We start from the raw sequence: 19,906 nt of genomic DNA, 5'->3' as shown, positions 1-19,906 counted from the left end.
CTCCCATGACCACCAAGACCGCATACACTGCGAGCAGCCACGAAGCGACCAAGAACAGCTTCAGCCGCCGCGCGCTCATCGGCGGCTCTGCGGCTCTGGGAGCTGTAGGCCTGCTCAGTGCCTGCGGCAACGGCAGCGCAAGCTCCGAAAAGACCAAGGCAGCTGGCGCCGGTGCCAACATTGAAGACCTGTACAACATCAATGCTCAGGACGTAAGTAGCCTCAAGAAGGGCGGCACCCTCCGCCTGCCCGCCGGTGCCATCGGCCCGAACTTCAACTTCTACACCCAGAGCGGTAACACCAGCGATAACGTCAACGTTATGAGCACCATCAGCCAGGCTGGTCTGTGGAACCTCGACTTTGACGGCACCTACAAGCTGAACACTGACTTCGCTGTCTCCTTCGAACACACCAAGAAGGACGACAAGATTCAGGTTGCCGTCAAGCTCAACCCCAAGGCTGTCTTCAACGATGGCACCCCCATCACCTACAAGGCGCTTCAGTCCACCTGGAACATCTTCAAGAGCCTGGATAATGGCTACAACATCGTCTCCAGCGGTATCTACGAATTCGTTGAATCCGTCGAAAAGGGCGAAGACGACTACAGTGCAACCGTCACCTTCTCCAAGCCCTTCTACCCGTTGCAGAGCCTCTTCTCTGAGATTCTGCACCCCGCCCTGGAAGATGTTGAGCTCTTCAATAACGGCTTTGTGGATGCGCCCCATCCTGAGTACTGGGCTGGCCCCTTCACTCTGGCTGACAAGGGCTGGGACTCCACCGCAAAGACCTTCAGCGTTGTACCCAATGAGAAGTGGTGGGGCACCAAGCCCCTGCTGGACAAGATTGTCTTTACCCAGATGGAGTCCAGTGCTGCACGTGCCGCGTTCAAGAACGACGAAATCGATGCGATTGGTGCAAGCACCTCCTCCACCTACACCGAGGTGAAGAACGTGGCAGGTACCGAACTGCGTAAGGGTACCCGCCTCTACGCCGGTGGTCTGGATATTAACCCCCGCCGCGTGAAGGATGCCGCCCTGCGTAAGGCAATCTTCGCCGGCACCAACCGTGAAGCACTCGCGAAGATTCAGTACCAGGGTCTGCCCTACGAGGAAACCATCCCCGGTTCGATGATTCACATGCCCTTCTCGCCCTACTACCAGGATTCTTACCCGACCCCGAATAACAGTGTTTCGGAGGCGCAGAAGATTCTGGAAGCCGCCGGCTACACCAAGAACGGCGACTACTACGAGAAGGATGGCACGAAGGCTGGCTGTGCAGTGGTGGTCTTCGGTGATGACCCGACCACCAAGGGTAAGGCTCAGACCTTTACCCAGCAGATGAAGGATGTCGGTATCGAAATCCGCATTGACCAGCACTCCGATAGCGAATTCGCTACCATTCTGGGCAACTGGGACTACGATATTTCCTTCAGTGGCTACTCGGTCTCTGCTGATGCAACCGAGGGTACCAAGCAGTTCTACTACTCTGAGAACAACGAAGGTATCGGCAGCCAGGAAATTGACGCCCTCATTGATGCTATGACTCTTATTGAGGATGACAAGGACCGTAACCTCGCCTGCAATGAGATTGAGAAGAAGCACATGGCGGAGTTCGCCTTCCTGGGTACCATTACGAACGGCCCTGACTTTGTGATGGTCAAGAAGACTCTGGCTAACTACGGTCCGAGCCTCTACAAGACTACGGACTGGACTGCTGTGGGCTGGATGAACTCCTAAACGGTTCTGCCCTATGAGTGGGTCGAATGCGTATGTACGTATTCGGCCCGCTTTGCCGTGCTCGCTGGCTATTTTGGGGGGCGGGGGAGGGGCGGGTGTGCAGAGATGTAGGAGGCTCTGGCAGCGTGCTCTGGCGGTGTGGATATATGCTCGGGCGTAATAATTTAGAAATATTTATCGTGTTGCGCACCTGCGGTGAGATATGTGGTGTACACTACTAAAAATATTAAATGTGGCTTAGAACATAGCTTTAGGTCACATTATTTTGCATGGCTTGACCTGCCCGCCCATCACCGCAGATAGCAGGCGCTCCTGCAGACGGACACCCCGCCTCCCGAGCATGCGGAGCCACCCACACTGCCAACACTGCATCAACGCAGTCCACACCCACAAGGAGCCCGTCATGAGCCCCCAGTCCCTCCCCTCCCTCTCCGGATTCAACCCCATCATGAGCCGCCGCGTACTGTTCGGCGGCGCAACCGCCGTCGCTGCTGCCGGCGTACTGAGCGCTTGTGGATCCTCATCCTCCAAGACCGAGCACAAGGCAAGCGAAACCCCGTTCTATGAAATCAACGAGCAGGACCCCTCGAAGCTCAAGCAGGGCGGTACCCTAAACCTGAGCACCTACTCCCTCGGCCCGGACTTCAACCGTTTCTCCCAGAACGGCTCCAGCACCTCCGTCTCCGAAACTATGGGCATTATCGCCGGTGCCGGCATCTGGCGCAGCACCTTCAAGGGTGAAGATGAGCTCGACCCCAACTACTGCCTCGGCTTTGAAGCGAAGGAAGTAGACGGTAAGATCACCGCCGAGGTTCGCCTGAACCCCAAGGCAGTCTTCAATGACGGCACCCCCATCGACATCGACGCTCTCAAGGCAACCTGGCAGATTCAGCGTGACCCCGAGGGGGCGTACAAGATTGGCGCTGCAGGTATCTACGAGTTCATCGAAAGCGTTGAAGCTATCGACGGCGACCGCTACCACGCACGCGTTGTCTTCAAGACCGCACACAACCCCGTCAAGGGTCTGCTCTTCGGCGGAATCCTGCACCCGGCAATGCTTGACATAAACCTCTTCAATGAAGGTTTCGTGGACAACCCCCACCCCGAGCTCGGTTGCGGCCCCTTCACCCTGGCACCCAACGGCTGGAACTCCTCCGAGAAGACCTTCACCGCTGTGCCCAACGACAAGTGGTGGGGTGACAAGCCCAAGCTGGACCGCATCGTCGTGCGTGAAATGGCAGACGCTGCAGCTCGCGCCGCCTATAAGAACGGCGAACTGGACGTCGTGGAAGCACGTACCCTCAGCGCCTACAACGAGATGAAGGACGTTGCGAACTCTGAGATTCGCCGCGGTCGCCGCCTCTTCGCCGGCGGTATGAACCTGAACGCACAGCACATCACTGATACTGCCGTGCGTAAGGCAATCTTCCTGGGTATCGACCGTGGTGCTCTGGCAAAGATTCGTTTCCAGGGTCTGCCCTACGAAGAAGAAGTTCCCGGCTCGATGCTTCTGCTGAGTTCCTCTCAGTACCACCGTGACAACTACCCGGCACGTAACCCGGAGGAAGCACGCAAGGTCCTGGAGAAGGCAGGCTACACCAAGTCCGGCGACTTCTACGCGAAGGACGGCAAGACCATCACCCTGAAGCTGACCACCTTCGGTGATGACGCCACCACCAAGGGCCAGGCGCAGACCTTCATTCAGAGCATGAAGGAAATCGGCATTAACTTCGAGCTCGATTCGCGTGCGCAGTCCGAATTCTCGAAGGTTGTCGGTAACCGCGAGTACGACGTGAGCATTTCGGGCTTCGGTGTGAGCTCCGAACCGACCAGTGCTGCCGAGTACTTCTACCACTCCAAGAACTGGGACGGCGTCGGCACCCCCGAAATTGACGCTATGGTCGACGAGATGGTCACCATCCTCGACGACGCTAAGCGCGCCGAGAAGTGCAACGAAATTGAGAAGAAGCACATGAGCGAGGTTTGCCTCTTCATCCCCTTCCTCAATGGCCCGGACTTCAAGGCATGCCGCCCGAAGCTCGCTAACTACGGTGCGTTCCTCTTCAAGAGCACCGATTGGTCTGCGGTCGGCTGGATGGCATAAGCCGCAGTTTTAAGCTCCCCGCCCCTATACGTTTTCGCAGTGTCGTATAGGAGTGGGGAGCTTTTTCTTTTGGAAAGCGCAGAGCGGTTTAGCTGCCCGTCGATGCGCTTTTAATGTGTAACGATTCTCAAAGCGCCGGATGTGACGCGCTCGCATGCTGATCGAACACAATATTTTATTTTTTAGTTTTTATGCATGTGTTCCGTGTAATGACGCGGGCTGAAGATACCGTATGCACCATTTTTATACGCCGTACGGTTTGTGTGGAGGTTGGAATGTGGTCTGCGCCGCTTCTTTTGGGGGTATACTGTGTTTCAATCACAAACAATGTGGGGGCTCTCACAAGGGTGATCGGCAGAGGCTTCGTCGCCACTGCACACAAGACGCACAATATCGTGCGCCATACGAAGTACACCCGAGCCCTCCGGCACGAGGAGAACACATGACTCATCTGCGTATTAACCGCCGTACCCTGCTGACCGGCACTGTTGCCCTGGGTACCGTCGGCCTGCTGGCTGCGTGCGGTGGCGGTTCGGACAAGAAGATTAGTGGTAAGGCTGCTTCGAGCACCGAGGAAATCGTCAAGAACCTCGAAATCAACAAGCAGGATCGCTCCTCCCTCAAGCAGGGCGGCGAGTTCCGCGGTAGCGTCTCCGCAATCGGTCCGAACTTCAACATCCTGACCCAGAGCGGCTACACCACCGAAAACCTCACCGCATTCGGTGGCGCCTGCAACATTCCCTCCGCTATCGGCTTCACCTCCCTGAGCCCCGCTGGCGACTACAGCCTCAACGACGACTACGTCTCCGATTACAAGGCAGAGACCGTCGACGGCGTTCAGACCATTACCTTCAAGCTCAACTCTAAGGCTGTCTTCAACGACGGCACCCCCGTTGATATTGAGGCAATCCGCGCGGCATGGACCGTCTACCGCAACCCCGATGACGGCTACAACGTCATCGCCGCTCCCTTCTGGCAGCAGGTAGCATCCATCGACCCCGTGGATGGCGACAAGACCCGCGTCAAGATCGTCATGTCCAAGCCTCTGTACCCTGCCGAGACCCTCGGCCTGCTCGGTCTGCACCCCGCACTGACCGACAAGGAGCTCTTCAACAACGGCTTCGTGAACAAGCCCATGGATCAGTACTGGTCCGGCCCCTTCAAGCTGGGCGAGTGGAACTCCTCCGGCAAGACCCTCACCCTCGTGCCCAACGACAAGTGGTGGGGCGAGAAGCCGCTGCTGGATCGCATTATCTGGCGCGAAATGGGCGACGAGGCAGAGCGTGCAGCGTTCAAGAATGGCGAGCTGGACAGCATCGGCTTCGCTGGTCTGGCAACCTACAACGCTGTCAAGGATCAGCCCGGTGTTCAGATTCGCTCCGGCCAGAGCGTTGGCGTGATCAACCTGCAGTTCAACCCGACCCGCGTGACCGACACCGCCCTGCGCCGTGCAGTCTTCGCCGCGGTTGACCGCTCCCAGTTGGCTAAGGTCAAGTTTGGCCAGATCAACTGGGATGAGCCGCTGACCGGCTCCCTGATTGCTATGCCCTTCCAGAAGGGCTACCAGGACGCTATGCCCACCAACCCTGGCGCCGAGGCTGCGGCAAAGATCCTGGAGGCAGCAGGCTACTCCAAGAACGGCGACTACTACGCTAAGGACGGCAAGACCGCGGGCTTCTCCATCACCTACTTCGGTTCGGATGCAACCTCCCTGGCTCAGTTCCAGAACCTCGAGCAGCAGCTCAAGGCAGCTGGCATTAAGCTCGAGCAGGACAACCAGCCGCAGTCGCAGTTCAACTCGGTGATGGGTTCCAAGCAGTACGACTGCGCCTTCTCCGGTTGGGGTATTGGTGCTGACCCTGCAGACAGCGTTCAGTACTTCTACACCAGCGAAATCAACGAGGGTGTGGGCGATCCTGAGCTGGATAAGTACATTGCGTCCATCTACGAGAAGGAATCTCACGATGAGCAGCTGAAGATGGCTGCTGAGGCTGAGAAGCAGCACATGGAGAAGGTCGCTATTTACTTCCCCTACGCTAACGGCCCCAGCTACGCTGCTGTGAAGGAGAAGCTGGCTAACTACGGTCCGTCCCTCTTCGCAACCAGCTACACCGACCCCAAGCGCTGGGTCAATGTGGGTTGGCAGAACTAAAGCCACAGGCTAGTTTCTGGGGTTCTGGTCGGTAGTTTCTGAATTTTCGGAGGCATCGGCATAGGCTCCGGAAGGGTAAAGTCCCGCGGTATTCCGCCTTAGAGGTGGGGTACCGCGGGACTTTTCTGTTTCCCGGGGAGGGCTGCTTGAGATTGGGGAATGAAAAGTTTCTGCTGAAATATTTCCTTGAAAAAGGTTCTCTGGGTCACATTGCGTGGGAATTGTGTGTATACTAATCCCAATGCAAAATGTGCGTGCTGTCACAAAGATGTGCGGGTTGTGTTCCCCCGCGTACAAAAATTCAGCATCCCACCTAACCGAGGAAAACTAATGACCACTTTCTCTCTCAACCGTCGTACCCTGCTCACCGGCACCGTTGCCCTGGGTACCGTCGGCCTGCTCGCAGCCTGCGGCGGCAACTCCTCCAAGAACGAGAGCAACGCTCTCTCTGCAGGCGACGACCTCTCCAAGGCAGTCTCCTACAACGAGAAGGACCGCTCCGCCCTCAAGGACGGCGGCGAGCTGCGACTGAGTGCAGACGGCATCGGCCCGAACTTCAACATCCTCAACACCAACGGCTACACCGCAGGCAACCTGAACATTCAGGCGGCAATGAACTCCGCATTCACCGGTGGCTACTACGCTGACTTCCGCGGCGAAGCACACATGAACGAGGACTACGTCACCGAGTACAAGGCACAGACCGTTGACGGCGTGCAGACCGTGACCTTCAAGATCAACCCCAAGGCTGTCTTCAACGACGGCACCCCGATCGACATCGCGGCTGTCCGTAGCTACCTGACCATCTACCGCGGCGCAGCCGAGGGCAAGGACTACCAGATCACCCCCTCGCCCCTCTGGGAGCAGGTCGCAAGCATCGAAGAGGTCGATGGCGACTCCCGCCACGTGAAGGTCACCATGTCCAAGCCCTGGTACCCCATCGAAGGCAGCTTCACCTCCTTCCTGCACCCCGCATTCGTAGACGTCGCATTCTTCAACGACGGCATGAACGGCAAGCCCCTCGACCAGTACTGGGCAGGCCCCTTCAAGGTTGGCGAATGGAACTCCTCCGGCAAGGTCCTCACCGTCGTCCGCAACGAGAAGTGGTGGGGCACCAAGCCTCTGCTCGAGCGCATCACCTGGCGTGAAATGAGCTCCCAGGCAGAGCAGGCAGCATTCAAGAACGGCGAACTCGACTACGCCGACGCAAGCACCCTCAGCTCCTACAACGAGCTCTCCAGCGTCAGCAACATCGATATCCGCAAGGGTAGCGCACTGGCTGTGGGCAACTACGAAATCAACCCCGAAAAGGTTCCCCTGCCCGTCCGCCGCGCATTCGTTGCAGCTCTCAACCGTGAGCAGCTGCTCAAGCTGCGCTACGAGAAGCTCGGCTGGAAGGAACCCCTGCCCGGTTCCATGTGCATGCTGCCCATGCAGGAAGGCTACCAGGATAACTACCCGACCAAGCTCGGCAAGGATGTCGCCACTAAGATCCTCGAGGACGCAGGCTACACCAAGAACGGCGACTACTACGCTAAGGACGGCGCGAAGGCATCCTACTCGGTGACCACTTTCGGCACCGACCCGGTCGTCAGCTCCACCGCACAGTTCCTCGTTCAGCAGATGAAGGAAATCGGCGTTGAACTGACCATCGAGAACCACGGTGCCTCCGAAATGGCAAGCATCATCTCCGCAAAGAACTTCTCGATCAAGAGCGGTGGCTACGGCATCACCACCTCCCCGGTGGATGCGGCGAACTACTTCTACATCTCCGAGACCAACAACGGTCACGGTAAGGACCTGGACTCGCTGGCTGCAACCATGATGTCCACCGAGGATCCGAAGGAACAGCTCAAGATTATGAACGAGCTGGAGAAGCGCCACCTGGACGAAGTCGCAATCTACGTCCCGACCAACAACGGCCCGAACTTCAAGGCATGCCGTAAGGGTCTGGCGAACTACGGTCCCATGCTCTTCGGCCTGCCCTACTACAACCCGAACGTATGGATCAACGTCGGTTGGGAAAAGTAAAAATCTAAGCGCTGAGCACAGCTCACACGCCCCATAAGGGCAAAAGCGCTACCGCGGCGTGTTACAAAAGGATTAAAACCTTCTGTAGCACGCCGCTTTTCCATGCCCTAGAGAGCAGCAAGGATATACTTAAAAACAAATGTGGGCATTCTGCCCACCCCGGCAGAGACTGTCCTCCCGCCGGGTTGGAGTGCTGGCTACGCACCGTTCGCGTACCGACTTCACAACACTGCGAATACTCTAGGAGAAATTCCATGAAGAGCATGTCTGTCTCTCGCCGTACCCTCCTGACCGGCACCGTTGCCCTCGGCACCGTCGGTCTGCTGGCTGCCTGCGGTAGCTCGAAGGAAAAGGTTGGCGGTAGCGCCGCTAACAACGCTGAAGATATTCTGAAGAACCTTCAGGTCAACAAGCAGGACCGTTCCTCCCTCAAGCAGGGCGGTACCCTGACCCTCGCAGCTACTGCGCTGGGCCCCAACTTCAACCTGCAGACCCAGAGCGGCTACACTTCCAGCAACCTGGATGCGCTGGCACCCTGCAACATCCCCGCTGTCATGGGCTTCTACACCATGAGCCCCGACGGTGAAGGCACCCTCAACCCCGAGTTCTGCACCGAGCACAAGACCGAAACCGTCAACGGCGTGCAGACCGCGACCTTCAAGATCAACCCCAAGGCTGCCTTCAACGACGGCACCCCCATGGACGTGAAGGCTGTGCAGGCTTGCTGGAAGGTCTACCGCGCAACCACCGACAACCCCTACCACATCACCGACAACACCATGTGGCAGCAGGTTGAAAGCATCGAGGCTGTTGACGGCGACAACTTCCACGTCAAGGTCACCATGAAGGCTCCGTACTACCCCTCCGAGGGTCTGTGCGCCTTCGCAATCCACCCCGCACTGGAAGACGTCAACCTCTTCAACGACGGCTTCGTTGACAAGCCCCTCGACCAGTACTGGGCAGGCCCCTTCAAGATTGGCGAGTGGAACTCCTCCCAGAAGGTGCTCACCTTGGTCAAGAACGACAAGTGGTGGGGCGAGAAGCCGGTGCTGGACCGCATCGTCTGGCGTCAGATGGACTCCGAAGCAATCCGCGCAGGTTTCAAGAACGGCGAGCTGGACGCGTTCACCTTCGTCGGCGCAACCAGCTACAACGCTGTGAAGGGCCAGGCAGGCACCGAGATTCGCCAGGGCCAGAACACCAACGTCAACATCATTCAGCTGAACCCCAAGCGCATTGAGGACCTGGCACTGCGCCGCGCAATCCTCGCCGCTGTGGACCGCGAGCAGATCGCTAAGGCATACTTCTCGCAGCTCGGCTGGACCGAGCCGCTGCCCGGCTCCATCATCGCAATGCCGTTCCAGAAGGGCTACCAGAACAACTACGAGGGTGAGTCCGGCGCTCAGGCGGCCTCCAAGATCCTTGAGGCAGCAGGCTACTCCAAGTCCGGCGACTACTACGCTAAGGACGGCAAGGTTGCTGGCTTCGCCCTGACCTCCTTCGGTTCTGAGGCTGTCTACCAGGCTGTCTACCAGATTCTGGAGCAGCAGCTGAAGTCCGCAGGTATCCGCCTGAGCGCTGACAACCAGCCGCAGTCGAACTCCAACTCCGTGCTTGGTCAGAAGAGCTACGAGGCAATCTTCACCGGTTGGGGCGTTCTGCCCGATCTGGCTTCCTCGGCACCCTACTTCTTCACCACCGAGGTGTTCGGAGTCGGTGACCCCGAGGTCGATAAGCTCATCGAGAAGCTGCAGAACACCGAGAAGGAAGACGAGCGCATCAAGATCGCTAACGAGTCGGAGAAGCTCTACTACGAGAAGGTCGCAGTGTACCTGCCCTACGCAAACGGCCCGATGTACGCCGCTGTCAAGGCTAAGGTTGCGAACTACGGTCCGTCCCTGTTCAAGCAGAGCTACACCAGCGCTGACTACTGGGTCAACGTTGGCTGGCAGGAGTAATCCAGACGCAAGTAATACCGTTTTCGGTAATGCTTTAGTCGTCCTGTAGGACTCGAAATCCCGGGTACTCTCACGAGAGAGTGCCCGGGATTTTTCTGTTCCCCTTGTTCTGCGTCCTTTAGCTGGATACATTAGCGGGATATGTAATTACAAAAACTGGGGGAGGGGAGTGCCCCCTAACCGGTTGCTACCACTCGCCCAGGTACAGGGCACGCTCCTGCAGGTACCTCAACATCTTCGGGTTCTGCCGCAGGTAGAAGATTCGGTAAATGCCGCCTCCAACGACGATAAACGCCAGCGGGAAACCCAAAATGACGAGCACGCGGCTCATATTGGCGGACAGGTCAAAAGGATCACCGCTGGTTGCAACCAGCACAATCCACAGAGAATAGCCCACGCAGGCGAGCAGAGTGCCCCACATGCCGCGCACGAGCCAACTCACCAGCGTCACCGCAATGACCCACGCCAGCGCCAACGTGAACTGGTGTCGCTCTGCCTGAGCCCAAGGGAGCGCCCCCACGTAAATAATTGCCGGGATGCCCAGGTACCCGGGGATATTCAGCGAGGCAAGAATGTTCACGCAAAAATAGCCCAAGAAAATAGCGCTCAACGATGAGGACAGGAACAGGTGCAGGGGAATCATGCCGTCGCCGCTATAGGCTGCGGTTGGGCCCGCGTATACGGTTTCAAACATGAGGGTCAGTGGAGTCATCATGTACTCAATCCAGACGACCAGCGCAAAGGCTCCGAAAATACCGAGAGTTTGCATGAGCGCAATTAACCGTGAACGCGCATCGTGAGGAATCATGAAGCTCTGACCCTTCGCCTTGACGCCGCAAAGATGAACGACAGCCACCATTGCCGCGATGCACAGCACCCAGCGCACAAGGACTCCCTGCAGTTCAGGAAGACCTCCATAAGTCCCCGTAGCGGGGTCGCCCCAGGCCCCGGGGAGCAACGTAATAGCGTGAGTACCCTCGGGGAGGTTTGCGGAGGAAGCAAGCCGGTGCGGCTCATAGATAACCCACCACAGAAGGCACGCGGGAACCAGCGCGGAGAGCCTACGCAACAGAACCGGGAACGGCGCGGACTCATAGACGAGCGCCTCAAGATTGAGCCGGCGCATCAGCCGCCGAACAGGAGAAAGAGCGCGCAACTCTTTTTGCTGCTCTTCCCACACCTCGGTATCCCATGTCCTAATAGCAGAAGACATCATCGTACTCCCTGTCACTTGAGAACTTCCTTGTTGAGCTTATTCCCACACTAGCAGAAATCCCCCCCCCGGCTAGTGTGTAACGCCGAGCTAAGCCCTACCCGAATATCAGGGCATAAGGAAAGGGGCCCCACCGTAATGGTGGGGCCCCTTAGAGCCTAGAAAGGGAACTACTTAGTGGTTACCTTCAGGACAGTGCTCAGGTTCTGGTGAGCAACGCCCGGCAGACCCTTGACCTCAGCGAACTTGCGGGTGTTGGTCACAATCACCGGGGTAATCAGCGGGTAACCCGCCTCCTTGATGACCTCGGGATCGAACTCAATCAGAGCGTCGCCAGCAGCAACAACATCGCCCTTAGCAACCTTCACGCTGAAGCCCTTACCGTCCAGGTTCACGGTATCCAGACCAACGTGAATCAGCAGCTCAATGCCGTTCTCCAGCTTCAGACCAACAGCGTGGCCCGAGGGGTAAGTCGCAGCAACCTTGCCGGCTGCGGGAGCAACAACAGTGGTACCGGTCGGCTCAATAGCCACACCCTCGCCCAGCTTGCCAGCAGCGAAGATCGGGTCCGGAACATCAGACAGAGCAACAGCAGTACCCTCAATCGGAGCGTGCAGCTCAATGACCTCACCAGCTGCAGCGGACTCAGCAGCGGCAGCGGTGGTCGCTGCAGCGGCAGCAGCCTCAGCCTTGGGAGCGGCCTCAACAGCCTCTTCCTTTGCGCGCTGAGCAGCATGCTTCGCAGCATCAGCCTTCGACTCGTAACCGAAAATCAGAACACCGGTCATAGCGCCGAAGAACGCAATCGCCAGACCAATCGCGTACAAGTGAGAAGGCTGCATAGCCGGAATCGACAGCAGCGAAGTGAACGCGAACGCGTAGGACTTAACACCCAGGAAGGAAATGGTAGCGCCACCAATAACAGCGGGAACCAGAATAATCGGAATCACGCGCTTGTAACGGAGCACAACACCGTACAGGGACGGCTCAGAAATACCACCGAGCAGACCGGACATCGACGCACCAACAGCGGTCTGACGCAGCTCACGGTCGTGCTTAGCCTTGATAGCCACACCGGTCACCAGACCGAACACAGCGAAGTTGTACGCACCCATCGGGGACTGAATGAAGTCAGTACCCATGGTCTGCAAGTTGTTAATCATGACGGCGTTCAGCGGCCAGTGCAGACCCAGCGGAACCATGAACAGGTACAGACCAGCAATCAGAGCACCAACCAGAGCCGGAGCCTGGTCGTTAACCATCTTCAGGAAGTCAGAGATGCCCATAGCCACACCAATACCGATGGGGCCAACCAGGAACGCAGTCACCGGAACCAGAATCATGACCGAAATCATCGGCACGAACACCATCTGCAGCATCGAAGGAATAACCTTCTTCAGGAAGCGCTCAAGCGGAGCCAGCAGGGCAACAGCCAGCAGCGGGGGGAAGACCTGGCCGGTGTAGCTGAACGCGTACAGCGGCAGATCCAGACCGAAGAACGGAACGTTCAGAACCTTGGTTGCGGGGTCAGCCAGAGCAGTCAGATCGGTGAAAGTACCGGTCATCAGCGCAGCGGGGATAGCCGCACCAACCCACATGTTCGCGCCCAGACGCTTAGCAGCGGTAGCACCCAGCATAATGGGCATGAAGTTCAGAACCGACAGCGAAGCAGCCTTCAGGATGTACCAGAAAGCAAACTGCTGCATCCACTGGTTGTTCAGAGCCTTAGCAGCCTCCGGGTCAGCCACACGAGCACCGTTAATGATGTCGATGTTCACGCTCTGACCGGTCAAGTCAGTGTACTGGCCGAAGAAGCCCAGCTGCTGCATGAACACAATCAGGGTCAGAATCATCGAGGTACCCAGAAGTGCCCACAGCAGCGGACGGAAAGAGTCAGACAGAACGTCGAAGACGTTGGTAAGCCAGCCGGACTTCTTGCCCTCAGCCTCAACCTTGGTGTCACCCTCAGTGTGGCCGGACATAGAAGGCAGAGCGTTGATCTCGTTGTACACAGCCTCAACGCGCTCGCCCAGCACCACCTGAGTCTGGCCGGACTGTTCAATCACAGAGAGAACGCCGGGCAGGCCCTCAATCTTCTTGTTCTGCACTGCATCGTTAGATACAGGAGTGACACGAAGGCGGGTTGCACAGTGAGTAATGTGCGCGATGTTCTCGGGGCCACCCAGGCCGTCAAGAATCTTCTCGCCAAGTTCGCGGTTATTCACGATACTTCCTTAGATATGCGGTCAATGTCTACTCAACGTTGCTACAGGAGGCTGCGCTCGCTGAAGAAAACCCAAACTGGGGAATCCCAGAACGGGGAAGCCCAGAAGGCGGGTAACACGCCCCAGAAAACACAAAAGACCCGAGTCTCTCGACCACCGGAAGCACTACACTCGTGCCCACTATTGGAGCTTCGGTACAGCAAATAGAGGGGAATATTCAGCAGAAGGTACTGCTGTCCCACTACGGTGTTGAGTAACTCAGGTCTTGCCTGCCAAACCAGTAACAACCCTGAAGAAGGTTTCCCTTCTCAAATAGTTCCCTGTAACTCTAAGGGTTTTCCCAGGTTAAGAGCAAGGTGAGAGAGAGGAGCTATCAGAAGCTGTTAAATATTTCACCCAAGTGATAGCTGAGACACACCTTCGGCAGTGCTAGTAGGAGTGCCCAGGCTGGTTCTGGAACGCTCCAGCGCGCCCCGACACACACCGGGCGGGGCGCTTCGAAGATGGTGCTCATGAAGACGATGCTCATGAAGATGCGGAAGGGCCCCGCATCCACAGGATACGGGGCCCACACGCTACCGAAGCAGCTACCTTACGACTAACTACTTAGCCGGGAAGAAATTCAGCGGAGCAACCTCCAGCTCAGGGTAATGACGCTTCTGCCAACGGCGGTTACGATGCGCATTCACCTCAATCAGCGCAGCGCCCAGTGCACCGGCGCCCAGAGCCGTCCACAGCAGATGCGGAAGCACAGTAACGAACTGGTGGTACTCAACCAGAATCGGTACGAACAGCGCCGCGAAGAACACCGCAAGCAACGCACCAAACAACAGAACACGAGCACGGTTGAACGGACGAGCCACCGCAGCCAAGTTCCACAGACCCATCATCACCAGGGTGATGAACGAAGCCGTCTGAATCTGGCGGATATCCTCAACACCCATGCCACGAGCCGTGAACGTCACCGCCAGCAGCATCGCAACCACAATAATCGAGTTCGGAACCGTGTAATTCAGCACGCGGCGCAAGAAGCCCGGCACGTAACGGCGCGAATTCGGCAGCAGAGTCAACGCGAAGGACGACGCACCCACAATCAAGAAGTCCGCAGTCGAGTACTGACGCGGCAAGAACGGGAAGGTCAAACCGAAGAGGCTGAACAGAACACCCAGCAGAATTGCGAAACCGGTCTTCGTCAAGAACAGGTTCGCCACCATCTCAATGTTCGTAATAACCTGACGGCCCTGCTCCAGCGCAGCCGGCAGCGACGAGAACTTACCGTCCAGCAGAACCAGACGAGAAACAGCCTTCGTCGCAGGAGCCGCGTTACCCATCGCAATACCCAGGCTTGCATGCTTGAGCGCCAGAGCGTCATTAATACCGTCACCGGTCATCGCCACCACATGGCCGCGCTCCTTCAGAGCAATCACCATGTTCTTCTTCTGCTCGGGCGACACACGACCGAAAATATTGTGAGTAGCCGCAGCCTCAGCAAGCTCCGGACCGTCCTCAGGCAGAGTCGACGCATCAACCGCGCCCGCAGAAGTATCCATGCCCGCAGTCTTCGCAGCCGCAGCCACAGTGAACGGGTTATCACCCGAGAAGACCTTCAAAGTCACACCCTGACGGTGGAAATACTCCACAATCTCAGGCGCATCCGCTCGCACATTCTCACGGAAAATCACGAACAGAACCGGGGTAGCATCCGACGGGATCTTCTGGATCGGCTCATCCTTCTCATTACGAACCACCGCAGAAGCATGCGCCAAAACCATCGTGCGCAGACCCAGCGCCGCCAGCTCAGCGGCACGCTCACGCTCAGCGGTGCCCTTGGCGAGAAGCGCCTCCGGAGCACCCAGAAGCCACGCACCCGAATCCTTAAACTCAATCGCGCTAAAACGCAGAGCCGAGGAGAACGGCACAATACCGCTCACCGACGCTGAGGAAGCATCCGAGAAGCCACCGGTCAGAGCCGCAGCGGTCGGGTTCGCGTTCTCATCGTGACCAAACCACGCCAGCGCCTCATTCCAGCCGGCAGGTAGAGAAGCACGCCAAGAAGTGTGCTCGGCAGAGTCGGCATCCGGGCCCTCAGCCTCAGCAGCGGTGTCCAGCGGGCGCACCGAATCAAAAATCACGCCGCCCTCAGTCAGGGTGCCGGTCTTATCGAAGCAGACCACGTCCACACGAGCCAGAACCTCAACCGCAGGCTGTTCCTGCACCAGGATGTTGTGCTTACGACCCAGCGTCACAGCCGCCGCAGCAAACGCCAGGGTAGTCATCAGCGCCAGGCCCTGTGGAATCATCGAAGCAACCGAGGACACCACAGCAATAGAAACCTGCTCCCACAGGTTGTTCTGCTGCACGGTCTCCAGGCCGCCAGCCGCCTGAATCTGACCCCACAACACCACAGGAATAATGACCGCAAGACCCACCGTAATCCAGCGGACTACACGGTTCAGCGCATCACGCAGCTCAGACTGAATACGCGAGAACTGGCGCGCCTCATCAGAAATCTTGCTTGCACGAGAATTCGCACCCACGTGCGAGAGCAGGACGCGGCCGGTACCACCCAGCACACTCGACGCCGACAGCACCATATCGCCGGGGCGCTTAGCAATCGGGTCGTTCTCACCGGTCAGCAGGGACTCATCCAGCTCCAAAGAATCGGAGGTGAGCACAATAGCGTCCGCGGGAACCTGATCGCCGCGCTTGAGGATGACGACGTCACCCTCAACCAGCTGCTCCATCGGAACCTCAACGCTCTTACCGTCACGCACCGCAGTAGCGGGGGAGCGGTCCAGCAGGGAGATGCGGTCCAGCTCAAGCTTCGCCTTGTACTCCTGCACAAAACCAATCACCACGTTAGCGATAACAGCCCCCAGGAAGAGCAGATCAGCCCAACGCTGGTACATGATCACCACGGCACCACAGGCACCCAACACAAAGTTGAAGACCGTGAACAGGTGCGCACGCATAATGCTCCACAGCGTGCGAGAAGACTTATTGTTCTGGGTATTGACCCTACCTTCAGCAGTCAGGCGAGCAACATCATCGCTACTCAAACCGTGCTGGGCAATATCGAAAGATCCGCTATGCGGTGTTTCAGAATATTCGGGAATGTAGCCGGCAACGGCAGGCGCTACCGTTTTCTGCTGAGGATCCATGCGGGGGTCTCTTTCTCGAATGGATGGAATGCTGAACTGAATAGAGTTCAGTATTGCGGACACTACCTTTCAGTGTATCCGTGCAGGAGGGGATAAAGATAATCTCCGCCCTGTAATGAGCTGATATTTACAGCCATTCCAGAACGGAGATTTAATATATGCAAATACTGGCATATTTTGAGGTGGAAAGTGTTTGCGGGATGGTTCGCTAACGCCCCGTAAAATCAGCGCGCTAGCAGACTCAGCGTTCTGGCAGAATCAGCGTTCCGGCAGAATCAACAAACGATTCGTCACCGGATGCCTCAACACCTCAATCGGATGCTGATACACCTCAGACAACAACTCCGCCGAACACACCTGCTCAGGGGCGCCCGAAGCAACCACCTCACCACCACGCAACAACACCATACGGTCAGAATACGCAGCCGCCACATCCAGATCATGAAGCACCGTCAACACTGCAGCACCCTCAGCAGCCAACTCACGGCTCACCCGCAACGTCTGTTCCTGATGCGTAATATCCAATGCCGCAGTCGGCTCATCCAAAAGAATCAGCGGAGTCTGCTGAGCAAACACACGCGCCAAATGAGCACGACCACTCTCACCACCGGACAGAGTCGTAATATCGCGATCCGACAAATGAGTTACCGACGTACGCTCCATCATCGAAGCAACCACGGAGTCATCCTCTTCAGCGCGCTCCGTACCCTTCCACGGGGTGCGGCCCATCTGAACCACCTCATGCACCGTGTACGAAAACGCCACATTCAACTTCTGTAACAGCATCGCACGCTGACGTGCCATCTGACGGGCAGGAATCGAACCCAGCGGGGTGCCATCCAACAGAATCTCACCGCTACTGGGCGCAATATCACCAGCAATCACACCCAACAGAGTCGACTTACCGGCACCATTGGGGCCAATCAGCGACACAACCTCGCCCGCAGCAACAGACAGAGACACATCATTCAAAATCTGACGCCCACCAGCGTTAAAACACACACCGGACAAGCTCAACAACTCACTCACGAAGCACCTCCGCCCTGACCCAGGGAACGACGCAACAACACGAAGAACGTCGGGCCGCCCACCAAAGCCGTAAAAATACCAATCGGCAAATCGGCAAAAGGCACCAGCGTACGCGCACCCAAATCAGACAGCGCAATCAACAGTGCGCCACCCAATGCCGAAGCCGGTAACAACACACGATTCGACGGACCCAAAATCATGCGCAACAGGTGAGGAATAATCAGACCAATAAACGCAATAATGCCCGCATACGCCACCGCAGCACCCGTCAACAAAGCCGTCGCCGCAATAGACACCGCACGCAGACGCTCCACGTTCACGCCCGAATGCTGCGCCGCACGCTCACCCAACGCCAGAACATCCAGCGAAGAAGCCATCACAAAACATGCCACCAAGCCAATCAGAATAACCGGCCATACGCTCGCCACAGCCTTCCATGTAGAACCGTTCAGCGAACCCATCTGCCAGAACACAATCTGATCGCGGCTCGTCGTATCAGCAATAAACATGAGGAACGCAATAATCGCATTCGCCACCGCGGTCACCGCAATACCCGTCAAAATCATCGACAGGACCTTCGCACGACCCGAAGAACGCGACAGGAAATACACCAGCGCAGTAGCCGCCAACGCACCCACAAACGCGAATGCAGGAGTCGTGAAAATACCGAAGAACTGCAGGTTCAACACAATCGATAAACACGCGCCAACCGCCGCACCCGAGGAAACACCAATCACGCCCGGCTCAGCCAACGGGTTACCAAACACCGACTGCATCACCGCACCGGAAGTACCCAAAGCGGCACCCACCAGCACGCCCAACAGCACACGCGGGAAACGGATATTCCACAGAGTGCTATCCGCCAGCTGCATCGCCGGGTTCTCCGGCGCAAGACCCAGGCGGCGGCCCACAGAAGCAACCACCTGATCAGTCGGGATATTGTACTGACCCAAACCCGCAGACAGCACCATCACAACGCACAGTGCCACCGCCAAAAACGTAAACGTCAGACCGGCACGACGCCGACGTGAAGCACGATAATCCCGCGCACCCGCCGCACTCTTCACGGCAGCCACTACTGGCCCCCCGCAGGAGTCGAGTACGCAGCCTTAGCCAGCGAGAGCAACACCGCCGGAGTATTCGGGCCATAGGACAGAATCTGGCCGTCACCCATATCGATAATGCGCTTATTCTTACCGGCAGTCGTCTCACCCACACCCGGGCGAGCCAAGAAACCATCCAAACCGCCGGTGGACTTAATGCCGCCGCTCATGGTCAGAATGACGTCGGGGTTCAGCTTCACCAGCGCCTCACTGGTCGCCGGAATAATATTCGTCGCGTTCTGCTCAGACGCCACATCCTTGCCGCCAATAGCCTGAATCAAATCGTCAGCGCCCGAACCCTTGCCGAGCACAAAGAACACGCCAGCGGTACCGCGCACGTACAGGAACGCGAACGACACCTGCTGTGCACCCTTCGGGGCGACGTCCTTGAGCACCTGCAGAGCATAATCCAGGTCCTTCTGCACGCGGGCAGCAACCTGCTCGCCCGCCTCCGGAACACCAAGTGCCTGCGCAACAGCCTTGAGCTGCGGAATGATCTTATCCATACGACGCTCATGATCGAAGACCACCACGGTCACGCCCGCAGCGCGCAGCTGATCCACAATCTCAATCGGGCCGTTGCTCTTATCCCACAGCACCAGGTCCGGGGAGGTCGCCAGAATCGCCTCAGCGTTCAGGTCGTGACCGTTCTGGGTCACCAGCGGCAGATGAGCCAGCGACTGCTCAGTCGAGGAGGTGACACGACCGACCAGGCGACCGCCCAGACCCAGCGCAATCATCTGCTGAGCCAGAGTGCCGTACAGGTCCAGTGCCAGTACACGGTCAGCAGACTTAACGGTCACCTCAGTGCCGTTGAAATCCTTGAACGTCACCGGGAAAGCCGGAGTGGGGGTATCGACCATCGGCTGAATTTCGGGGGTATCTGCGGCGCTATTGGGGCCGCGCAGAGCCTTCTGATCAGGGGCAATAGAAGAACGCAACTGATCGGCAAGGTTCTCCAAAACGGTGCGGGTGCTCTGCTCATCCACCACAGCCTGCGAAGTGCTTGAAGAAGCGGCCGGGTTCTGAGTACCCACACCGCAAGAGCTCAGCAGAAAAGCGGAAGTGATGGAGAACGCCGCATACTTCACTGCATCGCGGCGGTTCAGGGCAGAAGAAGAAAGGGAAGAAAACATCGTCGTCTCACAGAAAAAAGGGAGTTAAGAAAAACTGGGGTAGGCGCCGGGGTAAAAC

The 19,906-nt window shown here is 57.6% G+C and carries 11 protein-coding genes; 5 read left to right on the top strand and 6 right to left on the bottom strand.

Annotated elements, in window-relative coordinates:
* Positions 1–5: 5 nt before the first annotated feature.
* The 5 genes from AB8E48_RS05730 (at position 6) to AB8E48_RS05710 (ending at position 9,981) form a co-directional block, all read left to right on the top strand.
* Positions 6–1,736, top strand: a complete 1,731-nt coding sequence (locus AB8E48_RS05730) for an ABC transporter family substrate-binding protein (protein WP_368886061.1) — start codon at positions 6–8, stop codon at positions 1,734–1,736.
* Positions 1,737–2,139: 403 nt separating this feature from the next.
* Positions 2,140–3,840, top strand: coding sequence for an ABC transporter family substrate-binding protein (locus AB8E48_RS05725; RefSeq protein ID WP_368886060.1), 1,701 nt, complete (start codon positions 2,140–2,142; stop codon positions 3,838–3,840).
* A 442-nt stretch (positions 3,841–4,282) separates the two neighbouring features.
* Positions 4,283–5,992, top strand: coding sequence for an ABC transporter family substrate-binding protein (locus AB8E48_RS05720; protein WP_368886059.1), 1,710 nt, complete (start codon positions 4,283–4,285; stop codon positions 5,990–5,992).
* 330 nt (positions 5,993–6,322) lie between these two features.
* On the top strand, positions 6,323–8,023 hold the full coding sequence (locus tag AB8E48_RS05715) for an ABC transporter family substrate-binding protein (protein ID WP_368886058.1): 1,701 nt from the start codon (positions 6,323–6,325) through the stop codon (positions 8,021–8,023).
* A gap of 254 nt (positions 8,024–8,277) precedes the next feature.
* On the top strand, positions 8,278–9,981 hold the full coding sequence (locus tag AB8E48_RS05710) for an ABC transporter family substrate-binding protein (protein WP_368886057.1): 1,704 nt from the start codon (positions 8,278–8,280) through the stop codon (positions 9,979–9,981).
* Between the two features lie 187 nt (positions 9,982–10,168).
* Here AB8E48_RS05710 and AB8E48_RS05705 read toward each other — a convergent pair whose 3' ends face one another.
* From AB8E48_RS05705 to AB8E48_RS05680, 6 genes are all read right to left on the bottom strand, one after another.
* On the bottom strand, positions 10,169–11,197 hold the full coding sequence (locus AB8E48_RS05705) for a dihydrodipicolinate synthase (RefSeq protein ID WP_368886056.1): 1,029 nt from the start codon (positions 11,195–11,197) through the stop codon (positions 10,169–10,171).
* Between the two features lie 167 nt (positions 11,198–11,364).
* Entirely contained in the window at positions 11,365–13,419 is a 2,055-nt protein-coding gene (locus AB8E48_RS05700) for a glucose PTS transporter subunit IIA (RefSeq protein ID WP_368886055.1), read from the bottom strand.
* A gap of 602 nt (positions 13,420–14,021) precedes the next feature.
* On the bottom strand, positions 14,022–16,580 hold the full coding sequence (locus AB8E48_RS05695) for an HAD-IC family P-type ATPase (RefSeq protein ID WP_368886054.1): 2,559 nt from the start codon (positions 16,578–16,580) through the stop codon (positions 14,022–14,024).
* Positions 16,581–16,838: 258 nt separating this feature from the next.
* Positions 16,839–17,609 carry a heme ABC transporter ATP-binding protein gene (locus AB8E48_RS05690; protein ID WP_070666953.1) on the bottom strand — a complete coding sequence of 257 codons (771 nt, stop codon included), beginning with the start codon at positions 17,607–17,609 and terminating at the stop codon, positions 16,839–16,841.
* Positions 17,606–18,685 (bottom strand): FecCD family ABC transporter permease, encoded by a 1,080-nt coding sequence (locus tag AB8E48_RS05685; RefSeq protein WP_005507200.1) that lies wholly within the window; start codon positions 18,683–18,685, stop codon positions 17,606–17,608. The genes AB8E48_RS05690 and AB8E48_RS05685 overlap by 4 nt, the downstream gene beginning before the upstream one ends.
* A complete protein-coding gene (locus AB8E48_RS05680) occupies positions 18,685–19,848 on the bottom strand; it encodes a heme/hemin ABC transporter substrate-binding protein (RefSeq protein WP_296548282.1) in 1,164 nt (387 codons plus the stop codon). The genes AB8E48_RS05685 and AB8E48_RS05680 overlap by 1 nt, the downstream gene beginning before the upstream one ends.
* Positions 19,849–19,906 lie beyond the last annotated feature (58 nt).

It is taken from the genome of Rothia mucilaginosa (assembly GCF_964211445.1).
GTDB lineage: Bacteria > Actinomycetota > Actinomycetes > Actinomycetales > Micrococcaceae > Rothia > Rothia mucilaginosa_E.
Note: the sequence above shows the minus strand (reverse complement) of the source record. Positions and strands in the feature narration are given on the sequence as shown.